Source organism: Pantoea sp. GL120224-02 (assembly GCF_900215395.1).
Lineage (GTDB): Bacteria > Pseudomonadota > Gammaproteobacteria > Enterobacterales > Enterobacteriaceae > Pantoea > Pantoea communis.
Genome location: NZ_OBEC01000005.1, coordinates 290,522 through 315,282, shown reverse-complemented (window position 1 = coordinate 315,282; position 24,761 = coordinate 290,522). Strand labels below are relative to the sequence as shown.

23 protein-coding genes are annotated in these 24,761 nt (G+C 53.8%); 10 read left to right on the top strand and 13 right to left on the bottom strand.

Annotated elements, in window-relative coordinates; all coding sequences use genetic code 11:
• Positions 1-96 precede the first annotated feature (96 nt).
• Positions 97-861: a pyruvate dehydrogenase complex transcriptional repressor PdhR gene (gene pdhR, locus CRO33_RS12530; protein WP_034829622.1), complete on the bottom strand. Its 765-nt coding sequence runs from the start codon at positions 859-861 to the stop codon at positions 97-99.
• A gap of 513 nt (positions 862-1,374) precedes the next feature.
• On the opposite strand from pdhR, the gene aroP reads away from it, so the two are divergent.
• The 3 genes from aroP (at position 1,375) to CRO33_RS12515 (ending at position 5,249) form a co-directional block, all read left to right on the top strand.
• Entirely contained in the window at positions 1,375-2,730 is a 1,356-nt protein-coding gene (aroP, locus tag CRO33_RS12525) for an aromatic amino acid transporter AroP (protein WP_097118353.1), read from the top strand.
• 162 nt (positions 2,731-2,892) lie between these two features.
• Positions 2,893-4,299 (top strand): glycoside-pentoside-hexuronide (GPH):cation symporter, encoded by a 1,407-nt coding sequence (locus tag CRO33_RS12520; protein ID WP_097118352.1) that lies wholly within the window; start codon positions 2,893-2,895, stop codon positions 4,297-4,299.
• Complete coding sequence (locus tag CRO33_RS12515; protein WP_097118351.1) at positions 4,296-5,249, top strand: glycoside hydrolase family 43 protein; 954 nt, start codon at positions 4,296-4,298, stop codon at positions 5,247-5,249. The genes CRO33_RS12520 and CRO33_RS12515 overlap by 4 nt, the downstream gene beginning before the upstream one ends.
• Here the strand turns inward: CRO33_RS12515 and ampE are convergent.
• On the bottom strand, positions 5,231-6,085 hold the full coding sequence (ampE, locus tag CRO33_RS12510; RefSeq protein WP_034829634.1) for a beta-lactamase regulator AmpE: 855 nt from the start codon (positions 6,083-6,085) through the stop codon (positions 5,231-5,233). The two genes, CRO33_RS12515 and ampE, sit on opposite strands and share 19 nt — an antisense overlap.
• A gap of 16 nt (positions 6,086-6,101) precedes the next feature.
• On the bottom strand, positions 6,102-6,653 hold the full coding sequence (gene ampD, locus CRO33_RS12505) for a 1,6-anhydro-N-acetylmuramyl-L-alanine amidase AmpD (protein WP_045816802.1): 552 nt from the start codon (positions 6,651-6,653) through the stop codon (positions 6,102-6,104).
• A 181-nt stretch (positions 6,654-6,834) separates the two neighbouring features.
• Between ampD and nadC the strand changes: the two genes are divergently transcribed.
• The 4 genes from nadC (at position 6,835) to hofC (ending at position 10,932) form a co-directional block, all read left to right on the top strand.
• Positions 6,835-7,731, top strand: coding sequence for a carboxylating nicotinate-nucleotide diphosphorylase (nadC, locus tag CRO33_RS12500; protein ID WP_097118350.1), 897 nt, complete (start codon positions 6,835-6,837; stop codon positions 7,729-7,731).
• A 177-nt stretch (positions 7,732-7,908) separates the two neighbouring features.
• Positions 7,909-8,352, top strand: a complete 444-nt coding sequence (ppdD, locus tag CRO33_RS12495; RefSeq protein ID WP_097118349.1) for a prepilin peptidase-dependent pilin — start codon at positions 7,909-7,911, stop codon at positions 8,350-8,352.
• Entirely contained in the window at positions 8,352-9,740 is a 1,389-nt protein-coding gene (gspE, locus tag CRO33_RS12490) for a type II secretion system protein GspE (RefSeq protein WP_097118348.1), read from the top strand. The genes ppdD and gspE overlap by 1 nt, the downstream gene beginning before the upstream one ends.
• The gene (hofC, locus tag CRO33_RS12485; protein ID WP_097118347.1) at positions 9,733-10,932 is read left to right on the top strand and encodes a protein transport protein HofC; all 1,200 of its coding nucleotides are present in this window, start codon (positions 9,733-9,735) and stop codon (positions 10,930-10,932) included. Before gspE ends, hofC begins: the two co-directional genes overlap by 8 nt.
• A 152-nt stretch (positions 10,933-11,084) precedes the next feature.
• On the opposite strand, the gene CRO33_RS12475 is transcribed toward hofC, so the two are convergent.
• Positions 11,085-12,125 carry a GMP reductase gene (locus CRO33_RS12475; RefSeq protein WP_097118346.1) on the bottom strand — a complete coding sequence of 347 codons (1,041 nt, stop codon included), beginning with the start codon at positions 12,123-12,125 and terminating at the stop codon, positions 11,085-11,087.
• A 219-nt stretch (positions 12,126-12,344) separates the two neighbouring features.
• Between CRO33_RS12475 and coaE the strand changes: the two genes are divergently transcribed.
• Genes coaE through yacG form a run of 3 tightly spaced genes read left to right on the top strand, consistent with a single transcriptional unit; the run spans position 12,345 to position 13,906 of the window.
• Positions 12,345-12,953: a dephospho-CoA kinase gene (coaE, locus tag CRO33_RS12470; RefSeq protein ID WP_058960895.1), complete on the top strand. Its 609-nt coding sequence runs from the start codon at positions 12,345-12,347 to the stop codon at positions 12,951-12,953.
• Positions 12,954-12,957: 4 nt separating this feature from the next.
• The gene (gene zapD / locus CRO33_RS12465; RefSeq protein WP_097118345.1) at positions 12,958-13,701 is read left to right on the top strand and encodes a cell division protein ZapD; all 744 of its coding nucleotides are present in this window, start codon (positions 12,958-12,960) and stop codon (positions 13,699-13,701) included.
• Positions 13,702-13,708: 7 nt separating this feature from the next.
• Entirely contained in the window at positions 13,709-13,906 is a 198-nt protein-coding gene (yacG, locus tag CRO33_RS12460; protein WP_097118344.1) for a DNA gyrase inhibitor YacG, read from the top strand.
• A gap of 29 nt (positions 13,907-13,935) precedes the next feature.
• Here yacG and mutT read toward each other — a convergent pair whose 3' ends face one another.
• From mutT to murC, 9 genes are all read right to left on the bottom strand, one after another.
• Entirely contained in the window at positions 13,936-14,331 is a 396-nt protein-coding gene (gene mutT, locus CRO33_RS12455) for an 8-oxo-dGTP diphosphatase MutT (protein WP_097118343.1), read from the bottom strand.
• 111 nt (positions 14,332-14,442) lie between these two features.
• Entirely contained in the window at positions 14,443-17,148 is a 2,706-nt protein-coding gene (gene secA, locus CRO33_RS12450; protein ID WP_097118342.1) for a preprotein translocase subunit SecA, read from the bottom strand.
• A 75-nt stretch (positions 17,149-17,223) separates the two neighbouring features.
• Positions 17,224-17,724, bottom strand: a complete 501-nt coding sequence (gene secM / locus CRO33_RS12445; RefSeq protein ID WP_176505769.1) for a secA translation cis-regulator SecM — start codon at positions 17,722-17,724, stop codon at positions 17,224-17,226.
• Positions 17,725-17,992: 268 nt separating this feature from the next.
• Positions 17,993-18,910: a UDP-3-O-acyl-N-acetylglucosamine deacetylase gene (gene lpxC, locus CRO33_RS12440; RefSeq protein ID WP_034829665.1), complete on the bottom strand. Its 918-nt coding sequence runs from the start codon at positions 18,908-18,910 to the stop codon at positions 17,993-17,995.
• A 101-nt stretch (positions 18,911-19,011) separates the two neighbouring features.
• Positions 19,012-20,166: a cell division protein FtsZ gene (gene ftsZ / locus CRO33_RS12435; protein ID WP_034829667.1), complete on the bottom strand. Its 1,155-nt coding sequence runs from the start codon at positions 20,164-20,166 to the stop codon at positions 19,012-19,014.
• Positions 20,167-20,237: 71 nt separating this feature from the next.
• Complete coding sequence (gene ftsA / locus CRO33_RS12430; protein ID WP_013507861.1) at positions 20,238-21,494, bottom strand: cell division protein FtsA; 1,257 nt, start codon at positions 21,492-21,494, stop codon at positions 20,238-20,240.
• A complete protein-coding gene (gene ftsQ / locus CRO33_RS12425) occupies positions 21,491-22,330 on the bottom strand; it encodes a cell division protein FtsQ (RefSeq protein WP_045816937.1) in 840 nt (279 codons plus the stop codon). Before ftsQ ends, ftsA begins: the two co-directional genes overlap by 4 nt.
• Before the next feature lies 1 nt (position 22,331).
• A complete protein-coding gene (locus tag CRO33_RS12420) occupies positions 22,332-23,252 on the bottom strand; it encodes a D-alanine--D-alanine ligase (protein ID WP_097118340.1) in 921 nt (306 codons plus the stop codon).
• On the bottom strand, positions 23,245-24,720 hold the full coding sequence (murC, locus tag CRO33_RS12415) for a UDP-N-acetylmuramate--L-alanine ligase (protein WP_097118339.1): 1,476 nt from the start codon (positions 24,718-24,720) through the stop codon (positions 23,245-23,247). The genes CRO33_RS12420 and murC overlap by 8 nt, the downstream gene beginning before the upstream one ends.
• Positions 24,721-24,761: the final 41 nt, after the last annotated feature.

Below are 24,761 nucleotides of genomic sequence, written 5' to 3'. Positions count from 1 at the left end.
GAATTATCAGGAGCCTGTCTGCTTGTGCTTTGCTTCTGGTTCACAGCACAAGTAAGACAGGCCCGTCGTTTATGTCCGCACGTTCGTTGCCGTGCGTTATTCCTTACGTTGCTGTAAACGACGCAGGGAGCGTTCACGACGGCTCTGCTCCCGACTTCTATCCAGCAAGATTTCCTCAATAAACGCCAGGTGACGATGGGATGCCTCGCGTGCTTGTTCTGGCTCACGAGCCACAATCGCCTCAAAAATACTGGCGCGGTGACCGCTCACTTTCGCCAGCATTTCCCGGCGAGCGTAAAGCAATTCGAAATTCTGACGGACGTTTTGTTCCAGCATAGGGCCCATGGAACGCAGCAAATGTAAAAGCACCACATTATGGGCGGCTTCTGTGACAGCGATCTGATACTTCATCACTGCATCTGCTTCAGCATCCAGATCGCCGCTGTCCTGCGCCTGTTGGATGTGAACATGGCAGTCGCGAATACGCTGCAAGTCTTCATCCGTGCCACGTAGCGCCGCATAATAGGCAGCAACACCTTCCAGCGCGTGACGGGTTTCCAGCAGGTCAAACTGGGATTCTGGATGTTCGGCAAGCAGGCTGACTAAGGGATCGCTCATGCTTTGCCAGAGATTTGTTTGCACGAAGGTACCACCGCCCTGACGGCGTAGCAGCAGGCCTTTGGCTTCCAGGCTCTGAATCGCTTCGCGCAGGGATGGACGTGAGACATCAAACTGTTTCGCCAGTTCGCGCTCGGGGAGAAGCTTTTCACCTGGCTGGAGCGTCCCTTCCATAATGAGAGACTCCAACTGTTGCTCGATCGCATCGGAGAGCTTGGGTTGGCGAATTTTACTGTAAGCCATCTTCCCTTCTTATTGTGAAAACGTCCGGAGTAAATTGGTAATACCAATTGAAAAATGGTGCCCGTAAAGTAACAAAGTATTCACCTTGTGTCTATATGGCAGGCATCACACTTCCGGGGGATATCGCTGTTACAGCGCGCTAACTTACCGTGATAAAGGCATATATTTGCTCCGTAAGTGAATTGTTAACAGATTTCACTTTTACCAAACCTTACACTGAGTTAGCCCTAAGCCTTACAGGCAACCATAAGGGAAAGCTATTCGTGTTTATTGATTTTTCATGTCAGAAATAGCGCGAGCGACACCCAGTGGATAGTGCTGCTTTTTCAGCCATCTCTCAGCACAAAAAGCAAAAGCAGGTGCAAAGCGGCGCGCTTATCACTATTCTGGTCGCCATGGTAGTTTCAGCATGCACACAGCACGCCAAATACCGTAAAGAAAAGAATACATTGCGTAAAACAGCCTTACAGTGCGCGCACTGCAGGTGCACAATAACAACATCACGAGGTTTGTATGGAACAACAGCATGGCGAATCGCTGCACCGCGGCCTGAAAAATCGCCATATTCAGCTGATTGCGCTGGGCGGTGCCGTGGGTACTGGCCTGTTTCTGGGTAGCGCATCAGTAATTAAATCGGCCGGTCCGGCCGTGATTCTCGGTTATGCGATTGCAGGATTTATTGCCTTTCTGATTATGCGCCAGTTAGGTGAAATGGTCGTGGAAGAGCCGGTTGCCGGCAGCTTCAGCCACTTCGCCTATAAGTACTGGGGCAACTTTGCCGGTTTCGCCTCTGGCTGGAACTACTGGGTGCTGTATGTCTTGGTTGCCATGGCTGAACTGAGTGCCGTCGGTAAATACATCCAATTCTGGTATCCCGAATTCCCGACCTGGGCCAGTGCGGCGATCTTCTTCGTCGTCATCAACGCCATTAACCTGACCAACGTAAAAGTGTTTGGGGAAATGGAATTCTGGTTCGCGATCATCAAAGTCGTCGCGGTTATCGGCATGATCCTGTTCGGCGGCTGGCTGCTGTTCAGCGGCAACGCCGGTCCGCAGGCCAGCGTCACTAACCTGTGGAGCCAGGGTGGATTCCTGCCACACGGTATGACCGGCCTGGTGATGATGATGGCGATCATTATGTTCTCGTTTGGTGGTCTTGAGCTGGTGGGTATCACGGCGGCTGAGGCTGACAATCCGCAAGAGAGCATCCCGAAAGCCACTAACCAGGTACTGTGGCGTATCCTGATTTTCTATATTGGTTCACTGGCAGTGTTACTGTCATTGCTGCCATGGACGCGCGTCACCGAAGAGACCAGCCCGTTTGTGTTGATCTTCCACGAATTGGGTGATGCCTTTGTCGCCAACGCGTTGAATGTGGTGATCCTGACGGCGGCGCTGTCGGTCTACAACAGCTGCGTGTATTGCAACAGCCGTATGCTGTTCGGCTTAGCGCAGCAGGGTAATGCACCTAAAGCGCTGCTCAATGTTGATAAACGCGGCGTGCCAGTGGCAACCATTTTGGTCTCTGCAGTAGCCACAGCGCTGTGCGTCCTGATCAACTACCTGATGCCGGGCGAAGCCTTTGGCCTGCTGATGTCACTGGTGGTCTCTGCGCTGGTGATCAACTGGGCGATGATCAGCCTCGCGCACATGAAATTCCGTAAGAAGAAAGACCAGCAGGGTGTGACCACGCGCTTTAAAGCCGTGCTCTATCCGTTTGGTAACTGGCTCTGCCTTGCGTTCATGGCGGCCGTACTGGTCATCATGGCGATGACGCCGGGTATGGCGATTTCTGTGTGGCTGATTCCTGTCTGGATCATTATCCTGGCAGTGGGTTACACCATCAAAAATAAAGTGCAAGAAGCCTAATGTATGCTCTTGCCCGGCGCGTCAGCGCCGGGCAACATTCCTGATCTGCCTCACACTTTTCTGCGCCCACCTGTTTTGTCCATCTACGTGACCAATTGTTCCCCAGCAGGTTACTGATTTAACGCTGATAATTTCGTCTCACCTTTTCGCGGGAGACGAACAATGGAAGGCGCAGCGCTCTCATTCAGAGAGAAACTGGGATATGGCATGGGCGATGCCGGATGTAATATGATCGGCGGTGCGATCATGCTTTTCCTTAACTATTTCTACACCGATGTGTTTGGCCTCGCACCCGCGCTGGTCGGTACACTGCTACTTTCTGTTCGCGTGCTGGATGCCGTCACCGATCCCATTATGGGCGCCATCGCCGATCGTACCCAAAGCCGCTGGGGGCGTTTTCGCCCGTGGCTACTGTGGGTTTCCGTCCCCTATGTGCTGTTCAGCGTGCTGATGTTCACCACGCCAGACTGGAGCTATGACAACAAAGTTATCTGGGCCTTTGTCACCTACTTCTTGATGTCGCTCACCTACACCGCCATCAATATTCCTTACTGCTCGTTGGGCGGTGTGATCACCAACGATCCCGGTGAACGCGTCTCCTGCCAATCTTACCGCTTTGTGATGGTGGGCGTGGCGACACTGATCCTGTCGCTCTCTCTGCTGCCGATGGCCGAGTGGTTTGGCGGTGACAACAAAGCACGCGGATACCAAATGGCGATGAGCGTGCTGGCACTGATTGGCCTGGCGATGTTCCTGTTCTGTTTTGCCACGGTTCGCGAACGTATCCGTCCAGCCGCGCCCAGTAATGATGATTTGAAGAAAGATCTGCGTGACGTCTGGAAGAACGATCAATGGGTGCGCATTCTCCTGCTCACCTTCTGCAATGTTTGTCCTGGCTTTATCCGCATGGCCGCCACCATGTATTACGTTACCTGGGTAATGGGGCAATCCACGCATTTTGCCACGCTGTTTATTAGCCTGGGTGTGATTGGCATGATGTTCGGCAGTACGCTGGCAAAAATCCTCACCGACCGCTGGTGCAAGTTGAAGGTGTTTTTCTGGACCAATATCGCGCTGGCACTCTTCTCGTGCGGTTTCTATTGGATTGATCCTCATGCGACTGTGGCGGTTGTCGTCGCCTACTTCCTGCTGAATATCCTGCATCAAATCCCGTCACCGCTGCATTGGTCGCTGATGGCGGATGTCGATGATTATGGTGAATGGAAAACGGGAAAACGCATCACCGGCATGAGCTTCTCCGGTAACCTGTTCTTCCTCAAAGTGGGTCTGGCGGTGGCCGGTGCGATGGTTGGTTTCCTGCTGTCTATTTATGGCTATGACGCGGGTGCAAAGCAGCAGGCTCCCAACGCCATCAACGGCATCATGCTGCTGTTTACCATGATTCCCGGTGTTGGCTATCTGATCACCGCCGGTGTAGTGCGCTTGCTGAAGGTGGATCGCAAACTCATGCGCATCATTCAGGATGATCTTGCGCTACGCCGTGCCAATGCACGTGAATTATCCCCTGCCTCCCTGACTGTCACCCCGCAACCTGGAGAGATCAAATGAGCTGGCCAAATCCCTTTATTACCCAACGCGCCGATCCATTTATCCTGCGTCATGGCGAAGGCTACTACTTCGTGGCATCGGTGCCGGAATATGATCGACTCGAAATCCGCTACGCTGACACACTGAATGGACTGATTGAGACGGAGGCGATTACGGTGTGGCGCAAGCCTGATACCGGGCCGTATAGTGCGTTAATTTGGGCGCCGGAACTGCACCATATCAATGGACAATGGGTGATTTACTTTGCTGCTGCGCCAACACGCGACATCAAAGATGGCCTGTTTCAGCATCGCATGTATGCGCTGGTGTGTGATGACAGCAATCCGCTTTCCGGCCACTGGCAACCTGTTCGCCGAGTGTTTACCCCAATCGACTCTTTCTCGCTTGATGCGACGCATTTCGTGCATCAGGGCAAAAACTGGTATCTGTGGGCACAGAAGGATCCCGCTATTCCGGGTAATTCCAATCTCTATCTCGCGGAATTGCTTAATCCCTGGACGCTGAAAAGCGCACCGGTGATGCTCAGCCGGCCGGAGTATGAGTGGGAGTGCGCAGGCTTTAGCGTCAATGAGGGCCCAGCAGTTATTCATCACGGCGATCGGCTGTTTGTCACCTATTCCGCCAGCGCAACTGATGAGAATTACTGCCTGGGAATGCTCAGCATCGACATGATGGCCGATCCGCTCGACAGCACTGCCTGGCAGAAATCTGCGCGTCCAGTCTTCACCACCAGCTGGGAAAATCAGCAGTATGGGCCGGGGCATAACAGCTTTACGCGGGACGAAAACGGCAGGGACGTGCTGGTGTATCACGCGCGGAATTACACCGAAATTGAAGGCGATCCATTATGGGATCCGAATCGCCATACGCGCCTGAAGTACATTGAATGGCGCGAAGACGGCACACCAGATTTCGGTGTACCGCCTGCCGATCACACCAGCGTGCCGTAAATGGTCAGCAACGCGACCACAACCACCAGCACTAACGATATCCGCTTCGCCAGCGCCACGGCCACCCGTGGCGTTTCCACTTTATCCATATGCGGATCGCGCGCCAGCGAGAATTGCGCCAGACTGGTCAGCACCTGATATTGCGAACGATGCCGATCGCTTAGCGAGGCAAACCACGCAGGCAATGCCCGCTCACCGTGGCCTAACAGCGCATAAGCCACACCTGCCAGTCGCACCGGGATCCAGTCCAGCACGTGCAGTATGCTGTCTACACCTGACTGCGCGCGCTCCAGTGGAGAATGGTGTTTTGCCAGCCAACTTTGCCAGGCACGCAAGAAGGCATAACCCACCAGCAGCACCGGTCCGTAAGGGCCACCGACCACAAACCAGAACAGTGGCGCGAGGTAAAAGCGGAAGTTAATCCAAATCAGTGCATTTTGTAGCTCACGTAAAAACTCACGCTCACTGCACTCAACGGGTACACCATGAATCAGTGTCAGTTCCGCTGCCATGGCCTGATGCGCCGCTTCATCATCGTGGCTGGCGGCTTTCAGGTAGCGATGATAGTGTAGACGCACCGAACCTGCGCCGATACACAGCAAGCCCACCACAATCCAGAATGCCAGTTGTGCCACGCCAAACAGAATGCCTTTCAGACTCCACACCAACAGCCAGACGATCAGCATCGCGATGAGGGTCATCACCAACGTGCGCAGCAGTGAAAATCGCTGGCGTCCGCGAAACAGCGGCTCCAGACGATGATCCAGCTGCCAATGCTCACCCAATTTAAACAGGCGTTCCCAACCTAACACTAATAACAAGCTAAACAACGTCATACCTGCTCCTGCTGTTTCAGGGATTCTCCTGCCTGATAGACTCTTTATAGCGTATCCAGTCAAATGCGGGGCCAGGATCGGTTTTGCGCTGTGGCGCGATATCGCTGTGTCCGGTAATGCGTTCCAGCGTCAGCGGATAGTGCTTAAGCAACAAGGCCGTGACCTTTTTTAAGGTCTTATACTGCGCGTCGGTATAAGGCAACGTATCCGTGCCTTCCAGCTCAATGCCCATCGAGAAATCATTACAGTTTTCTCGCCCGGCAAATTGCGACACACCGGCATGCCATGCACGCTGATCAAACGAAACATACTGCACCAACTCACCATCACGACGAATCAGGCAGTGCGCCGCCACGCGCAGCTGCGCGATATCGGCAAAATAGGGGTGAGCATCCGGCGGCAAGGTCCCGGTAAACAGTTGATCAATCCACGGGCCACCAAATTCACCCGGCGGCAAACTGATATTATGAATAATCAGCAACGAGGGAATTTCATTTTCCGGTCGTTGGTTAAAGTGCGGCGAGGGCACTTTGCGCGCGCTGGTAATCCAGCCATCTTCCAGTTTCATGTTCTAAATCCCAGGCTAAATCAGGCTGAGAATAACATGTTTCCCCTTTTCGGCTTGTGACTTAATGTGAATGGCGAACAGTGTTAAGGATACTAAACATTTCAGCTATCACGACTGGCAATAGGCTATAAATCAGGCTAAGGTGAGCGCAGTTAAATCCGATTAATGGAGTGGCATAAGCATGGCATCGCGTCGTTACGATCCCGATCATCGTCGTCAGGAACTGATTAAGCGTATTGAGCAGGACATCCCCGAAGCCGTTGCGCGCGCACTTCGGGAGGATTTAGGTGGTGAGGTGGATGCTGACCGTGACATCACCGCCCTGCTCTTACCGGAAGATAAACAGGCCGAAGCACAGATCATCACGCGTGAAGCCGGTGTTTTTTGTGGTAAACGCTGGGTGCAGGAAGTGTTTTTCCAGCTTGGCAATAAAGTCACGATTGTCTGGCATGTTGAAGAGGGTCAAAATGTCGCAGCTGACCAGTTGCTATTCGAGTTAAAAGGTCCGGCCCGGCTGCTGTTAACCGCTGAACGAACTGCATTAAATTTCGTCCAAACGCTTTCCGGGGTGGCCACAGAAGTCAGTCATTATGTCGAGTTGCTCGTTGGCAGCGAAACTCAATTGCTGGATACACGCAAAACCTTGCCAGGTCTGCGTACAGCGCTGAAATATGCCGTATTGTGTGGCGGCGGCAGTAACCATCGGCTGGGTCTTTCCGATGCCTTCCTGATTAAAGAAAACCATATTATTGCCAGCGGTTCGGTACGCAATGCCGTTGAGAAAGCGCTGTGGCTGGCTCCCGATGTACCGGTTGAAGTAGAGGTAGAGAGCCTGCAGGAACTGCAGGATGCGATTGATGCCGGTGCCGACATTATCATGCTAGATAACTTTAGCTTCGAGATGATGCATGAAGCCGTCCTTCTCACCGACAAACGTGCCCTGCTGGAAGTCTCCGGTAACGTCACGGAAGCCACGCTGCCGCAAATTGCCAAAACCGGCGTCGACTTCGTGTCCGTGGGGGCATTGACCAAGCACTTGCGCGCCATGGATCTCTCCATGCGCTTTCGCGACAACTAAATCCTCCCTCTTACCGCCGCAATTGCGCGGCGGTTTGTGAGTCGCCTTCCTGTTTATTGATACTTCTTCTGCAAACGCGGCGATTCATTACATCCTGCCTTCCAGCGTTAAACCGTCTCACTATCGCTTTCAGACGCCGTTTTCTACCTTAGCCGCTCCACAACAAGGAGCTGAATAATGGATAGACAACAAGGTTTTACCCTCATCGAATTGATGATAGTGATTGGCATTGTGGCCATTCTTAGTGCTATTGGCCTGCCCAGCTACCAAAATTATCTACAACGCGCCGCGCTGACTGACATGCTGCAAACCATGGTGCCTTATAAAACCGCCGTGGAACTCTGCGCGATTGAACGTGGCGGCCCCACTCAGTGCCAGGCGGGTGCAGGCGGCATTCCTGCTGCCAAAGGTTCACGCTATGTGGCCTCGCTAACCGTCGTGAATGGCGCCATCACCTTAACGGGTCAGGAGAGTCTTACCGGGTTGAGTGTAGAAATGACACCTATCTGGAACACCACGGAAGGCACGCTGGACTGGCAACGCAGTTGCACCAGCACCAATGCCAGTCTGCGCGACAGCTGTCTTGAACAGTTCCGCTTCACCGATAAGGACACTCACTGATGGCACAGCCCAATACCCCGATCCAGACCTTATGCGCACGTTACCAGGCGGTGATGCTTCAGCATGACGCCACATCACTGCGCGTCGCAGTAGCCGAGACGCCCGATCCGCTGCTGCTGGAAGCCCTGCAATTCGCCAGTCAGTGCAAAGTGGAAGTCGAGTGCTGGCCAGCGGCACGACTGGAGCAACTCCTGCACACCCCTGATGACTCGGCGACGTTGCACGAACCGGCCGCTACCGAAACAGCGATTAATGCCGTTGAACAGATTTTGCGCCAGGCGGTCCAACGCCGTGCTTCTGACGTGCATTTTGAACCTCAGCAGCAGGGGTTACGCGTCCGATTACGTATTGATGGCGTCTTGCACAAACTGTCACATTTGCCAGATGCACCTACGGCTGCGGTGCTTGCCAGACTGAAAATCCTCGGCGGGCTGGATATCGCCGAGCGTCGCTTGCCACAAGATGGGCAATTCACACTGAACCTTGACGATCAACAGGCCGCATTTCGCCTTTCTACTTTACCCATTAGTCACGGTGAGAAAGCCGTGGTGAGACTGCTGCAAAGTGAAAACAGCGCGATCGCATTGGATAAACTCGGCATGCCGGTTACCCAACTCCGGTTACTGAAGCACGCGCTGGCTAAACCTCAGGGACTGATACTGGTCACCGGGCCTACCGGCAGCGGTAAAACCTTTACCCTCTACAGCGGATTAAGCGCTCTGAATGTGCCGGATAAAAATGTCTGCAGTGTAGAGGATCCCGTTGAAATTCCATTAGAGGGCATTAACCAGACGCAAATCCAACCGCGGAGCGGGCTCGATTTTAACCGTGTACTGCGGGCTCTGCTGCGACAGGATCCGGATGTGATTATGGTGGGCGAAATCCGCGATGCCGAAACGGCCAGCATTGCCGTTAAAGCGGCGCAGACCGGACATCTGGTGCTATCAACATTGCACACCAATTCGACGGCAGAAACGCTCACGCGTCTGCGACAGATGGATATTCCCGGTTACCTGCTCGGCCCGGCATTACAGTTAGTCATCGCGCAGCGTCTGGTACGACGGCTCTGCGAGCACTGCCGCCAGCCAGCGCAGGCCATTGCACATCTGCCACACGAAATCTGGCCAGGCACCTTACAAACATGGCGCGCCCCAGGCTGTGACCACTGCTTCTCGGGCTATTACGGACGCCTGGCGTTATTTGAGGTGCTGCCGATGAGTAACAAGTTACAGAACGCGATTTCTGCCGATATGCCGCTGGAGCACATCATCTCACTGGCCAATGAAGGCGGGATGAAAACCCTGCTCGCCGCCGGGTTGGAGGCTGTGAGTCGCGGTGACACCTCCTTTGAAGAAGTTCAGCGGGTTGTGGGATTGGAGGATGGCTAATCTCTACCATTATCGCTGGCAGGCGCTGGACACGCTGGGCGCGTTACGGCAAGGAACCGCATTAGTTGCCAGTCAGGAAGAGCTCCTGCAGCAACTCTCAGATCGCGGTATGATGCCGGTTAGCTGGCAGCGTGGGCAATGCTGGCGCACGCGTGACTGGAAGTGGCAGCACAAAATTGACCTTGTTCGCCAGTTGGCGACCTTGCTCAAGGCAGGATTGCCGCTGGCGGAGAGTCTGACGTTGCTGGCTGAGGGGCACCCGCATGCTGGCTGGCGCGAACTGCTTAATGAATTGCAACGTCGGGTAATGGCCGGAGAGGCATTTTCATCTGCACTCCGCGCCTGGCCGCAGATCTTCCCCGCGCTGTTTCCGGCATTAATGGAAGTGGGTGAACTCACCGGTCAGCTTGATGAATGCTGTCGCCAGCTGGCGTTACAGCAAAGCAAGCAACAGCACTTGAGACAGAAAGTGGTTAAAGCTCTGCGCTATCCATTGTTTATCTTGCTGGTGGCGCTGGCGGTGAGTGCGGGCATGTTGCTGTTTGTGCTGCCCGAATTTGTCTCCGTGTATGCCAGTTTTGATGCCCCCCTTCCCGCCTTCACCGCCGCCGTGATGAGTCTGTCAGCGTTTTTACAACAGGCAGCGCTCCCCCTGGCGATAACGATAATGTGCTTATTGTTCGGCGCAAGGTGGGTTTACCGTGGTTCTGTGCTCTGGCAAATTCGTGTTCATCGCTGGCTATTGCGTCTGCCGTTGCTTTCAACACTCTGGCGCGGTGGTCAGCTCAGCCAGATTTACGCCATCCTGCAATTAACGCAGCAGGCTGGACTCACGTTATTACAAAGTCTGCAAGCCGTTGAGGTCACGCTGGGATCGCCACTGTGGCGTGAGGCGATTATCGCGTTACAGCGGCATATCGCTGGCGGCTTACCACTGCATCAGGCGATGCAGCATCATCTGCTTTTCACCGCGCTCTGTGCACAACTGATCCGTGTCGGTGAGGAAGCGGGGGCGCTGGATGTCATGCTGGCACGATTAGCGGAGTGGCATGAAGCACAAACGCTGATGCGGGCTGATGCACTGGCGGCTTCGCTCGAACCCTTGATGATGATCGTGATCGGTGGAATTGTCGGCACGTTAGTGATTGCCATGTATCTGCCGGTATTTGGCTTAGGGGATGCGATTCGTTGACAGATGCGCACGGTGCGCATCTGTCTGCAACCTTCAACCTTCAACCTTCAACCTTCAACCTTCAACCTTCAACCTTCAACCTTCAACCACCAATAATCGACCATCAGCCATCAGCCATCAGCCATCAGCCATCAGCCATCAGCCATCAGCCATCAGCGCGTGAATACCCGATTTTCCTGTTCCGCCACACGAATAAACGTGGTGCGCTTTGTCAGTTCTTTAAGGCGTGCTGCACCCACGTAAGTGCAGGCCGAACGCAGGCCGCCGAGGATATCCTTCACGGTGTCCTCCACCGGGCCGCGCAGCGGCAGGCGAACGGTTTTCCCTTCCGCAGCACGATACTGGGCGACCCCACCGACATGGCGTTTCATCGCGGATTCTGAGCTCATACCATAGAACAACATAAACTGCTCGCCCTGCTCTTCGACAACGTTCCCCTCGCACTCATCGTGCGCCGCCAGCATGCCGCCGAGCATGACAAAATCTGCCCCACCACCGAAAGCTTTCGCGATATCCCCCGGCACTGAACAACCGCCATCGCTGACAATCTGGCCGCCAAGGCCGTGCGCCGCATCGGCACACTCAATCACCGCAGACAGTTGCGGGTAACCGACGCCGGTTTTTACACGCGTGGTGCAGACCGAACCGGGGCCAATGCCGACTTTGACGATATCCGCGCCAGAGAGGATCAACTCCTCGACCATTTCACCGGTGACCACATTTCCCGCGCAAATGGTTTTGCCAGGGAAACTTTCACGCACTCGCTGCAGGAACTCAACAAAGTGCTCGGAGTAACCGTTGGCAACATCAATGCAGATGAAATTAAGCTGAGGCGATAAAGCGAGAACAGCGGCGAGCTTAACGAAATCGGCTTCGGAGGTACCGGATGAAACCATCACATGCCCAAGCACTGCAGCCGGCACGCGCTGGATAAATGCCTGCCAGGCTTCCACGCTGTAATGTTTATGCACTGCCGTCAGGACATTGAAGCCCGCCAGTGCTTCGGCCATGGTGAATGTGCCCACGGTGTCCATATTGGCGGCAATCACCGGAACGCCGGTCCAGTTCAGACCTGAATGCTTGAAAGTGTAGGTGCGTTCGAGTTCAACCTCAGAACGGCTTTTCAGGGTGGAGCGTTTGGGGCGGATCAAAACATCTTTAAAGCCCAGTTTTAAATCTTCTTCAATACGCATAGCTGAGTGTCCTGGTTAGTGACGACGAACCGCAGTTCGGGTAGCGCTCACGGCTCCAGTGTCGTTATCATACGCGCCATTCGTTCCGCGACAAGACTGCGAATTTCACTTTATTTAAGCTACAATCCCTTAAATTTAGCTGAGAAAATTGATTGTGATCATGCTCTCATCTTATTGCGGCTGATGGTCGCCCAATGAAGACAATTTTAAGAGAACGCTATGCCTTTTACCGTTGCGCTCACCGGAGGAATTGGCAGTGGTAAAAGCACCATTGCCAACGCTTTCACCGCGCTAGGCGTTGATATTATTGATGCTGATGTGATTGCGCGAGAAGTGGTTGAACCTGGTTCACCCGCCCTGCAGGCGATCGTTAAACGCCATGGTGAGTCAATATTGACCGCCGAAGGAGCGTTGTATCGGGCACGGCTGCGCGAGATTATTTTTCAGCAGCCGAAAGAAAAAAACTGGCTAAATCAGCTGCTTCATCCTCTTATTAATGCCCGTACACAGCAGCTAAAATTATTGGCAACGTCACCCTATGTGTTATGGGTGGTGCCGCTATTGGTTGAAAACGGGTTACAGCATCAGGCTGACCGGGTTCTGGTGGTTGATGTGGATGAAGCTACGCAGTTGCGGCGCACTCAGCAGCGTGATGGCATCACACTTAGCCAGGCAAAAAATATTCTTGCCGCACAGGCCAGCCGCGAGCAGCGTCTGGCCTGTGCGGATGACATCATCGATAACAGTGGTACGCCCGAGCAGGCGTTGCCGCGCGTTGCTGAACTTCACCAGCGTTATTTACGCCTGGCAGCAACCGGACAGGATTAACATCATGAGTACAGTCGTTCTGTTTGAACACCCGCTGAATGAGAAGATGCGCACCTGGCTGCGCGTGGAGTCATTACTTAACCAACTGCATGAAACGGTGCCCGTGGTGAATTCCGTCTCTGCATTAGGGGTATTTCGCATCATTGGTGATCTGTTAGATATCTTTGAGCGCGGTGATATGCGTACCGAGTTATTGAAAGAGCTGGAGCGCCAGCAGCAGAAACTTCGCGCCTGGCTTGATGTGCCAGGTGTGGACGAGCACACCGTCAGTAGCCTGCGTGACCGATTGAAACAGCAATCCAGCGAGCTGAATGCGGCACCGCGTATGGGCCAGCAATTGCGCGAAGATCGGTTGATTGGATTGGTACGCCAGCGATTGAGCATTCCTGGTGGCTGCTGCAGTTTTGATTTGCCGAGCCTGCATATCTGGCTGCACCAGCAGCAGTCACAGCGTGATTTGCAGGTTAACGGCTGGCTGGCGTCACTGGTTCCTCTGCGCAATAGTCTGACCATGATCCTTGATCTGGTGCGTCAGTCAGGCGTATTTCGCCATCAAACCAGCCTGAACGGTTTTTATCAGGATAATGCCGAAGGTTCGGATTTGTTGCGCCTCCAGCTCACCCTCGAAGATGCGCTGTACCCGCAGGTTTCAGGCCATAAAAGCCGTTATGCCATTCGATTCCTGCCACTGGACAGCGAGCGTGGTGAAGTGCCAGCCCGATTGAATTTTGAATTAGCGTGTTGTTGAGGTTGTTATGCAGGAAGAGTTGATTACCGTACCTTGTCCCAACTGCGGTAAAGATGTGATGTGGGATGAGCTGAGTCCTTGGCGCCCGTTTTGCAGCAAGCGCTGCCAGCTGATTGATTTGGGCGAATGGGCCGCCGAAGAGAAGCGCATTCCCAGCGATAGCGATCTGACCGACAGCGATGACTGGAGCGAAGAACAGCATTAATAAGAGATAAGGGGCTTACGCCCCTTTGCTTAAATTTCGTCAGCGACCAGGCGAGCGATAAGTTCGTGGTTGGCAGGAGGAAATTCTTCCGCGACTAAATCACGCTGTTCCACCCAACGCTGTGGCTGCCCTTCACGGCCGTACGGCTCACCGTTCCAACCTTCCACCAGGAAGAAGTGCAATGTGACGCGCAGATCGTCATAGCTATGATTGGCCAAACCAATCGCCTTCGCGGCTGTCACCTCAATGCCGGTCTCTTCCATCAATTCGCGTTTTAACGCTTGTTCAGCGGTTTCATCCTGTTCAATTTTTCCGCCAGGAAACTCCCATTTATTCGCCATGTAGGAGCTCGCCGCACGCTGGGCAAGGAAGATCTGACGGCTGGCATTGCGAATGATGCCCACTGCGACTTGCAGGTGTTTCATAAGCTGAATTCCGCTTTTAATAAATGAGCGCTGATAGTAATGCAGTCGTCAGGCAATGTTAACTCTGTGGCGACGGCCAAAAGAAAAAGGAGCCCGAAGGCTCCTCGTTTATCAGGCCAGGCGGCCATGACACTGTTTGTATTTCTTACCGGAACCGCATGGGCACAAATCGTTGCGTCCTACTTTGCGCTCCCCACCCTGTGCAGCCAGGGCCGCAGCTGCTGCGGTTTCGTCATCAACATGGCTCAGCTGTTGTTGCTGTGCCAGACGCTCAGCCTCTTCACGGCGTTGCTGTTCCATCGCCTCGACTTCTTCCGGCATGCGCACCTGCACTTTGCTCAGGGTGCTGATCACTTCATACTTCAGTGACTCCAGCATGGCGGCGAACATCGAGAAGGACTCGCGCTTGTATTCCTGCTTCGGATCTTTCTGCGCATAGCCACGCAGATGGATGCCCTGACGCAGATAATCCATCGCCGCCAGATGCTCTTTCCACAGTGAATCCAGCGTTTGCAGCATCACGCCTTTTTCGAAGTTACGCATCATTTCAGCGCCAACCACTTCTTCTTTCGACGCGTAGTTTTCATGCGCACGGCTCATGATACGTTCACGCAGCGTTTCTTCATGCAGATCCGGCTCTTTATCCAGCCATTCTGCAATCGGCAGATCCAGATCGAAATCGTTGCGCAGACGCTCTTCAAGGCCCGGAATATCCCACATTTCTTCCAGCGACTGCGGTGGAATGTAGGTGTCGATAGTGGCCTTGAACACATCTTCACGGATGCTGTTGATGGTTTCAGACACATCAGACACGTCCAGCAGTTCATTACGCTGACTGTAGATAGCGCGACGCTGATCGTTGGCCACATCATCGTATTCCAGCAGCTGCTTACGGATGTCGAAGTTACGGCTTTCCACTTTACGCTGTGCATTGGCGATGGCTTTGGTGACCCACGGATGCTCAATCGCTTCGCCTGGCTTCATGCCCAGTTTACGCATCATGTTAGACACACGATCCGAAGCAAAGATACGCATCAACGCATCTTCCATTGACAGGTAGAAGCGTGATGAACCCGCATCACCCTGACGACCGGCACGACCGCGCAGCTGGTTATCGATACGACGTGATTCGTGACGCTCAGTACCGATAATGTGCAGACCGCCCGATGCCAGAACTGCATCATGGCGCAGTTTCCAGGCTTCTTTGATGGCCTGAATCTGCGCTTCTGAAGGTTCATCCAGCGCTGCCACTTCGGCCTGCCAGCTGCCGCCCAACACGATATCGGTACCACGACCTGCCATGTTGGTTGCGATGGTGACTGCAGCTGGTTGACCTGCCTGTGCCACGATATCCGCTTCGCTGGCGTGGAATTTGGCGTTCAGTACGCTGTGTTTGATACCCGCGCGCGTCAGTTCGTTAGAGACCACCTCTGATTTCTCAATCGAAATGGTTCCGACCAGCACCGGCTGGCCTTTCGCAGTGCAAGTACGAATGTCTTCGATGATCGCGTCGATCTTCTCTTTCTCGGTCATATAGACCAGGTCAGCCATATCTTTACGCACCATCGGACGGTTAGTTGGCACCACGATGGTATCGAGTTTATAGATCGAGCTGAATTCAAATGCTTCGGTATCAGCAGTACCGGTCATACCGGCCAGTTTTTCGTAAATACGGAAGTAGTTCTGGAAGGTGATGGAAGCCAGCGTTTGGTTCTCGTTCTGGATTTCCACGCCTTCTTTGGCTTCAACAGCCTGGTGCAAACCATCAGACCAGCGACGTCCCTGCATGGTACGGCCAGTGTGCTCATCAACGATGATCACTTCGCCATCTTTTACGATGTAATCGACATCGCGGGTAAACAGCGCATGCGCACGCAGTGCAGCCGTCACGTGGTGCATCAGCATGATGTTGGTTGGCGAGTAAAGTGACTCACCTTCTTCCATAATGCCCTGGCTCACCAGCAGCTCTTCAACTTTTACCAGACCACGCTCGCTCATGTGAGCCTGACGTGCTTTCTCATCGACCCAGAAGTCGCCTTCACCCTGGAAGGTTTCTGAGTCTTCCTTCTCCTGGCGTACCAGGTGAGGAATGATTTTATTCACTTTGGTGTACAGCTCGGAGCTGTCTTCAGCAGGACCGGAGATGATTAACGGCGTACGCGCTTCATCGATCAGGATGGAATCCACCTCATCCACCAACGCGTAGTGCAGTTTACGCTGTACACGCTCTTCCGGGCTGAATGCCATGTTGTCGCGCAGGTAGTCGAAGCCGTATTCGTTGTTAGTACCGTAGGTGATATCCGCAGCATAGGCAGCGCGTTTCGCCACCGCGGGCATGTTTGGCAGGTTGATACCGATAGACAGACCCAGGAACTCGAACAGTGCACGGTTGTTTTCGGCATCACGCTGAGCCAGGTAATCGTTCACCGTGACCACGTGCACGCCTTTACCGCTCAATGCGTTCAGGTAAGCCGGTAGTGTTGCCGTCAGGGTTTTACCTTCACCGGTACGCATCTCGGCGATGCAACGCTCATTCAGCACCATGCCGCCAATCAGCTGTACATCGAAGTGGCGCATACCAAACACACGTTTACTGGCTTCACGCACCGTGGCAAAGGCTTCAGGAATCAGGCTTTCAAGGCTTTCACCTTTCTTCAGGCGTTCACGGAACAGGTCGGTCTTGGCTTTCAGTTCGTCATCCGAGAGCTTGACGAAATCCGGCTCCATCTTATTGATGACATCGACGATTTTGCGCATGCGGCGCAGAGTACGATCGTTGCTGCTGCCGAATACTTTGGTTAACAATTTGATTAACATGGTAAATTTTTCTCAATTCAGCCGCATTCATGCGGGCTGGAAAATCTAAAACAGGATGTGGAAAATCGTTAGCTGTTAAGCAATGGCAGGCCCGGCGCGGATGCCATGAATAGCAGCCTGCCAGTCAGCAGAAGTGTGAATTTGAGGTTCGCGATGACGCAGCGTTTCCTGCGGCTCTAATGCAATAGCGGGTTGAGCTGGCGATGTGAGTAGCGCCTGCAGCGAATCGATTAACGCCAGCTTTTGTGCCGCCAGCGGGGCAGTATGACTCTCTTCCGCTTCTGCTGGTGGCGTCATGCTAAATGAGAGGTGGCGAATGACCGTGCGAATGGCATGCTGATGCCAGTAATCGACATTGAAATTAGGTCGACGCGCACTTTCCTGCAGACGGATTAAATGATCGAAATGAACAACATTGCCGACAAACAGGCTGCTGATGGGCGAGTCTGTCGCCGTGGACTCCGCACTTTGCGCACAGGCAGGCAAGCCCAAACTGGCCGCCACCATCCCTAACAAGAGATGAGGCCAGAAGTAGCGTCTGCCTAATTGTCGCCAGCGTGAGAAAATCCCGATCACAACCTGTCCACAGTTAAATAAAGTAATGAAGCCGTTGCGGTTATCCGCGAACCTGCTCATATGAGCGCCAGATAATAGCACTTATGTGGGGCCAGGACACCAGTGATTAAAGGGCTTACGGGGGATTTCACGTTTATTTGTACAGGCTTTCGCCAGTGATAGCAGAGAATTGAGAGCGGTCTTGCAGGAATAAAAAACAGGCAATAAAAAACGGCAGCTTCCACTGACCGGAGAGGGTGTCAGGGAAACTGCCGTTTTTATGACTGACTTACGCCAGAACTAAATTTGGAGCTTTGAATGCCAGTGGCAGTTCAGCTTCGTCTTCGAAGGTTGCCCATTCCCAGGCTTCCTGCTTCGCCAGAACCGCTTGCAGCAACTTGTTGTTCAGCGCATGGCCCGATTTGAACGCAGAGAATGCGCCAATCACGTTGTGGCCACACATAAACAGGTCGCCAATCGCGTCCAACATTTTGTGACGAACGAACTCATCTTCAAAGCGCAGACCGTCTTCGTTGAGTACGCGGAAATCATCAAGACCAATCGCACAATCTAAGCTACCGCCCAGGCACAGGCCTTTAGACTGCAGATATTCGATTTCACGCATAAAACCAAAGGTGCGCGCACGACTGATTTGGCGAACAAACGCCTCAGCCGAGAAGTTTAACTGGTAACGCTGCGAGCTTGAGTCAATTGCCGGATGTTTGAAGTCGATAGTAAAGTCGAGTGAGAAACCGTTATAAGGTTTGATCTCGGCCCACTTATCACCATCTTCAACACGCACCGTCTGCTTAACGCGTACGAATTTCTTCGCACTATTCAGCTCTTCGACGCCTGCATCCATCAGCAAGTAGACAAAAGGCGCGGCACTGCCATCCATAATTGGGATTTCGGGCGCATCGACTTCAACAATAATGTTGTCGATACCCAAGCCAGCCAATGCAGCATTCAGGTGCTCAACCGTCGATATACGCACGCCTTCATCATTCACCAGGCAGGTACTCAGCATGGTGTCGCGCACGTATTTTGCATCAGCCGGGAAATCAACCGGTGGATTCAAGTCAGTGCGACGATAGATGACCCCGGTATTAGCCGACGCAGGGCGTAAGGTCAGCGTGACTTTCTTGCCGGTATGTAAACCGACACCTGTCGCCTGAACAATACGTTTTAATGTCCTTTGTTTGATCATCGCATTATCTCGCAATATTACCCATCCGACCGCTAGTATAAATTACCAGCGGGCGAATACTTTAGCACAAAGAGCGGAGAATCCCAATTCTCAGGATATTCTTAGTCTGCCTGCTTACGCAGGAAGGCTGGAATATCAAGATAATCTGGCTCTTTATTGGACGATGCTGGCTGGTCGTTGACCACTTTCGCTGCCGGCTTCTGCTCCTGCGGCAACGGCGCCATACCGTGCTGCTGGTAGCGATGATCCATCACTGGCTGAGAAGCCGGTTTGTTGGTCACCAGCGTAATTTCTGGACGCTTGTCCATGCCAATACCGGTTGCAACGACGGTCACGCGCAGTTCGTCGTTCATCTCTGGGTCCAGAGAAGTACCGATGACCACGGTCGCGTTGTCAGAGGCGAAGGCGCGGATAGTGTTACCCACGGTTTCGAACTCATCCAGACGCAGGTCGAAGCCCGCCGTGATGTTGACCAGCACGCCGCGCGCACCAGACAGATCGATATCTTCCAGCAGTGGGCTGGAGATCGCCATTTCGGCTGCTTCTTCGGCACGGTCTTCACCGCACGCCACGCCGGAGCCCATCATGGCGTAACCCATTTCTGACATCACGGTACGCACGTCCGCGAAGTCAACGTTCATCAAGCCTGGGCGAGTAATCAGCTCGGCGATACCCTGCACCGCACCTTTCAGTACGTCGTTGGCTGCACCAAAGGCATCCAGCAGAGAGATACCGCGACCCAGCACTTTTAACAGCTTGTCGTTCGGGATGGTGATCAGTGAATCAACATGCTTAGACAGCTCAGCGATACCCTGTTCAGCAAAAGCCATACGCTTTTTGCCTTCGAAATTGAAGGGCTTGGTCACCACCGCAACGGTCAGGATACCCAAATCTTTTGCTACTTCTGCCACGACTGGCGCTGCACCGGTACCGGTACCGCCGCCCATGCCTGCAGCGATAAACACCATGTCTGCCCCTTCCAGCGCAGAACGCAGTGCTTCACGATCTTCCTCAGCTGAGGTACGACCCACCTCCGGGTTTGCACCAGCACCGAGACCCTTGGTGATACCGGTCCCGATCTGGATCGTCTGGCCAACCGCTGTCTTACGCAACGCTTGCGCGTCGGTGTTTACAGCGAAGAATTCTACACCTTCGATACGCTCGCGTACCATGTGCTCTACGGCGTTGCCACCGCCGCCGCCGACGCCGATGACTTTAATCACCGCGTCATTGGTTAATTCCATAGGTTCAAACATGATTTCTCTCCGTTATGTGCCTGTCGCCTGGAGATCATAAACATTGCCTGCATGATCTCCTTTTTCAAAAATTAAAACTCTTTCTTCAGCCAGCTATTGATACGTTTAAACCAGTTGCCCACTGAAGCACGTTTTTCCGTTTCTGCATCACCGTTCATGTGTGACTCTTTGCCGTAATGCAGCAGACCGACTGCAGTTGAGTAATACGGCTCCTGCGCATAATCCGTCAGGCCGGTGATGTTAAGTGGCTGACCAATACGCACCTGCGTATGAAATACACGCTGGGCGCAAGCGGCCAAACCTTCAATCTGTGCTGCGCCACCGGTCAGCACGATGCCTGCTGCCAGGTGGTGTTTCACGCCCTGCTGGCGCAGTTGCTCCTGCAGTTGCAGAATCTCGTCATTCACCAGATTCAGCAATTCGGTGTAACGCGGCTCAATCACTTCTGCCAGCGTTTGGCGTTGCAGACTGCGCGGTGGACGTCCACCGACGCTCGGCACTTCGACGTTTTCATCTTTGCCAACAATCGAACCCAACGCACAACCATGGCGTACTTTGATCGCTTCCGCATCGGTTGGCGGTGTGCCGAAGGCATAGGCGATATCACTGGTCACCACATTCCCTGCATAAGGGATCACTTTGGTGTGACGCAGTGCGCCGCCGGTGTAAACCGCGATATCCATTGTACCGCCACCGATGTCAACAACACAGACGCCCAGCTCACGTTCATCTTCAGTCAGAACCGAGAAACTGGATGCCAGTCCGGCAAAAATCAGTTGGTCAACTTTCAGGCCGCAACGTTCAACGGCTTTAACAATATTTTTCGCCATATCATTGTGGCAGGTGATCAAGTGCACTTTCGCCTGCATACGCACGCCGGAAAGTCCCACCGGATTCTTGATGCCTTCCTGATAATCAATGGCATATTCCTGAGGAATAACATGCAGGATACGATGTTCATCGCGTACGCGTACGGATTTCGCCGTGTGTACCACGTTCTCTACATCATCCTGAGTCACTTCCTCTTCCGAAATCGGAACCATCCCGATTTCGTTCTGACAACTGATATGTTTGCCCGATAAAGCAAGGTAAACCGACGAAATCTGGCAATCAGCCATCAGTTCAGCCTGGTCGATGGCGCGTTGAACGCATTTCACCACCGACTCAAGGTCATTTACGCCGCCTTTATCCATACCGCGAGACGGGCAGCTGCCCACCCCAATAATGTTGACCATACCATCAGGCAGAATTTCCCCAACCAGGGCGGCAACCTTTGCGGTGCCGATTTCAAGTCCTACTACCAGTTTTCTGTCCGTTGCCTTGATCATTGTGGTTTAGCCTGTGCCTGGTTTTGTTGCTGATTACTGTCCTGTGGCTCCAGCGGGGCCGCTGCCCAGCCTACTGCGGCACCGGAGTCGTAGCGCAAATCAACATAGGTAATGCGCTTGTTCTGACTCTGGCCCTGCTGCAGCAGCTCCGGATAGAGCTCAATAAAACGGTTCAGACGCTTCATGGTGTCGCTGCGTCCCAGTTCGATGCGCACATCGTCGCTGGTCACTAACTGCCACGAGCGCCGCGCCGTCATCGACGCGACCTTCAGGGTAAACTTGCCGGCTTTGAGCACATCACTCATGGTGTGATAGCCCGCCAACACCTCTGTTTCACTGCCTTCCGGGCCATATAACATCGGCAATGTTTCTTTACCGATATGACTGGCCGGGACGCTGAAGGAGACGCCATCGGCGTCTACCATGTGTGAGTCATTCCAGCGTGCCACCGGAACATACTCCACCAGGTTAATCTTCAGCTCATCAGGCCACTGCTTACGCACACTGACCTGTTTAATCCAGGGTAAACGCTCAATCTGTTGCTGGATGATGTCCACGTTTTGCGACATAAACGTGCCAGGTGCACCGAGCGACAAAATGGCCTGGCGAATGTCATCATGCGTGGTGTAATGCGTTTCCCCGGTCACCACCAGCTTCGACAGCGGTAAACGCGACGCATCATTCATCCACTTCAGCACCACCAGCCCACCGGCAGCCATGATGCCCAACACAATCAGCAGGAATACGACGCCAAACAGTCGGGCACCGTTGCTACGCCCGGTGCGCGCACGCTCCTGGGGTTCGCGATTTCGTACACGTATCGCCGCCTGAGACATATCAGTCAGCCAGTTCCAGAATACGCGCCACCAGCTGCGGGAAACTGTATCCTGCCTGCTTCGCGGCCATCGGCACCAGACTGTGGCTGGTCATGCCCGGTGAGGTATTCACTTCCAGCAACTGGAATTTCCCCTCGCCATCTGTCATTACATCGACGCGTCCCCAGCCGCTGCAACCCAGTGCACGCCAGGCTGCCCATACCAGCGTCTTCAATTCTGCTTCCTGATCTGCACTCAAACCACTTGGACAGAAGTATTCAGTATCGTCAGAAATGTATTTAGCTTCATAGTCATAGAACTCGCTGGCGGTTTTAATTCTGATTGAAGGCAGAATTTCATCACCCAGGATGCCAACGGTATATTCCGCACCACTCAGGAATGCCTCAACTAGCACGTCATTATCGTGGCGAAACGCTTCATCCAGCGCTGCAGGCAAGGCTTCTAACGTGTTCACACGGCTGATGCCGACACTAGAACCTTCACAGCTTGGCTTCACAAACAGCGGCAGCCCGAGCGCATCAATGGCAGCCTGCGTTTGTGCATCTAAACCCTGCTCCTGCTGCTGACGCGTTAACCAGACGAATTTGCCTGAAGGCAGTCCCCTGCCCTGCCACAGCAATTTGCTGCGCAGTTTATCCATGGTGATCGCCGAAGCCATCACGCCGCTGCCGGTATAGGGCAACTGGAGGAACTCCAGCACCGCCTGCAGCGTGCCATCTTCACCGCCGCGACCGTGCAGAGCGATAAAGGTTTTATCAAAGCCCTGCGCTTTGAGGTCCAGCACTGACACATCACGGGTATCCACGCCGTGTGCATCAATGCCCATCTCACGCAGACCAGCTAACACCGCACTGCCCGACATCAGCGACACTTCACGCTCTGCCGAGGTTCCGCCCATCAGGACGGCAACTTTCTCAGCCATGACGGGCCTCCGTTTTTGCTGCTGGCTGCAATTCACTTTCAGCCAACTTGCGGGCGATTTTGCCGATATTGCCGGCGCCCTGAACGATCACCAAATCATCGCCTGACAGCAGTGGCGCCAGCGCTTCCGGCAACGCATCGTGCTCAGAGACCAGAATCGGGTCAACCTTGCCACGATTGCGAATCGCGCGGCACAGTGAACGGCTATCTGCGCCTGGAATCGGCGCTTCACCGGCCGGATAAACATCCAGCATCAGCAATACATCGACCTGTGACAGCACGTTAGCGAAGTCATCGAACAGATCACGAGTTCGCGTGTAACGATGCGGCTGGAATACCATCACCAGTTTTTTCTCTGGCCAGCCGGCACGCGCGGCTTTAATGGTGACATCCACTTCCGTTGGGTGATGACCGTAATCATCCACCAGCATTGCGGTGCCTGGATTGCCATTGACCGCTGCGGTATCAAATTCGCCCAGCACATCAAAGCGGCGCCCGGTGCCCTGGAAGCTCTCCAGTGCCGCCAGAATCGCGTTATCTTCAATGCCTTCTTCTGTCGCCACTGCAACCGCAGCAGCAGCATTTAAGGCATTGTGACGGCCCGGCGCATTCAGGGTCACTTTCAGCACCGGTTTGTCCTGACGAATCAGGGTAAAGTGCCCCTGCGCGCCGCGTTGTTCATAGTTTTCGATGCGCACATCGGCGTCATCACTGAAACCGTAAGTGGTGACCTGACGGCCTACGCGTGGGATCAAATCGCGGATCACCACATCATCTACGCACATCACCGCACGTCCGTAGAACGGTAGGTTATGCAGGAAGTTGATGAACGTCTGCTTCAGGTTCTCGAAATCGCCCTGATAGGTGTCCATATGATCCGCTTCGATGTTGGTGACAATCGCCACCATCGGCTGCAGATGCAGGAACGACGCGTCACTCTCATCGGCTTCCGCAATCAGGTAACGGCTGGTGCCCAAACGCGCATGTGTGCCCGCTGCTTTCACCAGGCCGCCATTGACGAAAGTTGGGTCTAAGCCACCTTCGGCATAAATACTGGTAACCATCGCTGTGGTGGTGGTTTTGCCGTGCGTACCGGCAACCGCGATGCCATGACGGAAGCGCATCAGCTCAGCCAGCATCTCTGCACGGCGAATCACCGGGATACGCTGCTCGCGTGCCGCGACCAGCTCCGGATTGTCCTGAGCCACCGCAGTCGACACCACCACCACGCTCGCATCCGTCACGTTTTCCGGGCGATGGTTGAAATAAATGGTCGCACCCAATGAGGCCAGATGCTGGGTCACCGGGTTAGGCGCCAGATCCGACCCGCTGATGTGATAACCTTCGTTCGCCAACACCTCGGCAATACCGCCCATGCCAGCACCACCGATGCCGACAAAGTGAATGTGCCGGACGCGACGCATCTCGGGCACAATGGAACGCAGTTTTGCCAATTGTTGTGTATTCATCTGTCTCAATTACCTGTTGATCTCATTTGTACCTGCATTCA

Excerpts from the sequence above, each read along its gene's own strand:
- pdhR (WP_034829622.1), bottom strand. The coding sequence starts at position 861 with ATGGCTTACAGTAAAATTCGCCAACCCAAGCTCTCCGATGCGATCGAG.
- aroP (WP_097118353.1), top strand. The coding sequence starts at position 1,375 with ATGGAACAACAGCATGGCGAATCGCTGCACCGCGGCCTGAAAAATCGC.
- CRO33_RS12520 (WP_097118352.1), top strand. The coding sequence starts at position 2,893 with ATGGAAGGCGCAGCGCTCTCATTCAGAGAGAAACTGGGATATGGCATG.
- CRO33_RS12515 (WP_097118351.1), top strand. The coding sequence starts at position 4,296 with ATGAGCTGGCCAAATCCCTTTATTACCCAACGCGCCGATCCATTTATC.
- ampE (WP_034829634.1), bottom strand. The coding sequence starts at position 6,085 with ATGACGTTGTTTAGCTTGTTATTAGTGTTAGGTTGGGAACGCCTGTTT.
- ampD (WP_045816802.1), bottom strand. The coding sequence starts at position 6,653 with ATGAAACTGGAAGATGGCTGGATTACCAGCGCGCGCAAAGTGCCCTCG.
- nadC (WP_097118350.1), top strand. The coding sequence starts at position 6,835 with ATGGCATCGCGTCGTTACGATCCCGATCATCGTCGTCAGGAACTGATT.
- ppdD (WP_097118349.1), top strand. The coding sequence starts at position 7,909 with ATGGATAGACAACAAGGTTTTACCCTCATCGAATTGATGATAGTGATT.
- gspE (WP_097118348.1), top strand. The coding sequence starts at position 8,352 with ATGGCACAGCCCAATACCCCGATCCAGACCTTATGCGCACGTTACCAG.
- hofC (WP_097118347.1), top strand. The coding sequence starts at position 9,733 with ATGGCTAATCTCTACCATTATCGCTGGCAGGCGCTGGACACGCTGGGC.
- CRO33_RS12475 (WP_097118346.1), bottom strand. The coding sequence starts at position 12,125 with ATGCGTATTGAAGAAGATTTAAAACTGGGCTTTAAAGATGTTTTGATC.
- coaE (WP_058960895.1), top strand. The coding sequence starts at position 12,345 with ATGCCTTTTACCGTTGCGCTCACCGGAGGAATTGGCAGTGGTAAAAGC.
- zapD (WP_097118345.1), top strand. The coding sequence starts at position 12,958 with ATGAGTACAGTCGTTCTGTTTGAACACCCGCTGAATGAGAAGATGCGC.
- yacG (WP_097118344.1), top strand. The coding sequence starts at position 13,709 with ATGCAGGAAGAGTTGATTACCGTACCTTGTCCCAACTGCGGTAAAGAT.
- mutT (WP_097118343.1), bottom strand. The coding sequence starts at position 14,331 with ATGAAACACCTGCAAGTCGCAGTGGGCATCATTCGCAATGCCAGCCGT.
- secA (WP_097118342.1), bottom strand. The coding sequence starts at position 17,148 with ATGTTAATCAAATTGTTAACCAAAGTATTCGGCAGCAGCAACGATCGT.
- lpxC (WP_034829665.1), bottom strand. The coding sequence starts at position 18,910 with ATGATCAAACAAAGGACATTAAAACGTATTGTTCAGGCGACAGGTGTC.
- ftsZ (WP_034829667.1), bottom strand. The coding sequence starts at position 20,166 with ATGTTTGAACCTATGGAATTAACCAATGACGCGGTGATTAAAGTCATC.
- ftsA (WP_013507861.1), bottom strand. The coding sequence starts at position 21,494 with ATGATCAAGGCAACGGACAGAAAACTGGTAGTAGGACTTGAAATCGGC.
- ftsQ (WP_045816937.1), bottom strand. The coding sequence starts at position 22,330 with ATGTCTCAGGCGGCGATACGTGTACGAAATCGCGAACCCCAGGAGCGT.
- CRO33_RS12420 (WP_097118340.1), bottom strand. The coding sequence starts at position 23,252 with ATGGCTGAGAAAGTTGCCGTCCTGATGGGCGGAACCTCGGCAGAGCGT.
- murC (WP_097118339.1), bottom strand. The coding sequence starts at position 24,720 with ATGAATACACAACAATTGGCAAAACTGCGTTCCATTGTGCCCGAGATG.